2 protein-coding genes and 1 other annotated feature are annotated in these 964 nt (G+C 68.7%); both genes read right to left on the reverse strand.

Annotated elements, in window-relative coordinates; all coding sequences use genetic code 11:
* Nucleotides 1–587 (reverse strand): IS3 family transposase (locus DY023_RS04500; protein WP_116241157.1); only part of this gene is annotated, 587 nt, incomplete at its 3' end.
* Nucleotides 483–635 (reverse strand) — a sequence feature (AL1L pseudoknot). (Overlaps the previous gene by 105 nt.)
* The gene (locus DY023_RS04505) at nt 593–913 is read right to left on the reverse strand and encodes a transposase (RefSeq protein WP_181905722.1); all 321 of its coding nucleotides are present in this window, start codon (nt 911–913) and stop codon (nt 593–595) included. (Overlaps the previous feature by 43 nt.)
* Nucleotides 914–964: the final 51 nt, after the last annotated feature.

Below are 964 nucleotides of genomic sequence, written 5' to 3' on the forward strand. Positions count from 1 at the left end.
CCCGCTCTGCAGCGCTCCCAGAAGCCCATGTCGAGCGCGTCGAGGGCGAGATCGGTGCGCAGCGACGTGGACACCTGCCAGCCGACGATACGGCGAGAGAACACGTCGAGGACGAACGCGGCGTAGGTCCACCCGGCGTGGGTGCGGATGTAGGTCAGGTCCGCAACCCAGAGCTGGTTCGGTGCTGTCGCGGTGAACGCGCGCTTCACGAGGTCGGCGGGCCGGTCGGTCTCCGCGCCGTCCCCGAAGGTGGTCTTGCGGGTCTTGTCGCGCCGAATGCCCTGGATCCCCGCGGCGCGCATCAGCCGCTCGACGGTGCAGCGGGCGACCTCGACGCCATCCCGGTTCAGGGCCGCATGGATCTTCCGGGCGCCGTAGACACCGAGGTTCGCCTTGTGGACCACCCGGATGTCCTCGGTCAGCTCCGCGTCTTTGACAGCCCGGGCAGACGGCGGCCGGCTCTTTGCGGCGTAGTAGGTGCTCGGGGCGATCTGGACGTCCGCGTCACGCAGGACCTGGCAGATCGGCTCGACCCCGAACCGGTCGCGGTGCTCGTCGATGTACTCGATGAGCACCGCGGTCGGCACCTCGGCTACTTCAGCTTGCGGTCGAGCTCCGCCGCGGCGAAAAACGCTGATGCCGTCTTCAGGATCTCGTTCGCCCGCCGCAGCTCCCGCACCTCGGCCTCAAGCTCCTTGATCTGCTGCGCCTCCGCGGTCCTCACCCCGGGTGCCTGCCCGGCGTCGATCTCGGCCTGTTTCACCCACCCGCGTAGCGTCTCAGGGTTGATCCCGAGCTGCTCGCCGATGCGCTGAAGCGCACCGGTCTTCCGCGCCGGGTCCTGTCGTGCCTCGACCGCGAGCCGCGTCGCGCGCTCACGCAACTCGTCCGGGTACTTCTTCGGTGCTGCCATGACTCTTATCCTCCGTGAGTTGAGAGCCTCCACCGAACCCGGGGCGCTTCA

This window comes from Microbacterium bovistercoris (genome assembly GCF_003387575.1).
Lineage (GTDB): Bacteria > Actinomycetota > Actinomycetes > Actinomycetales > Microbacteriaceae > Microbacterium > Microbacterium bovistercoris.

Excerpts from the sequence above, each read along its gene's own strand:
- DY023_RS04505 (WP_181905722.1), bottom strand. The coding sequence starts at position 913 with ATGGCAGCACCGAAGAAGTACCCGGACGAGTTGCGTGAGCGCGCGACG.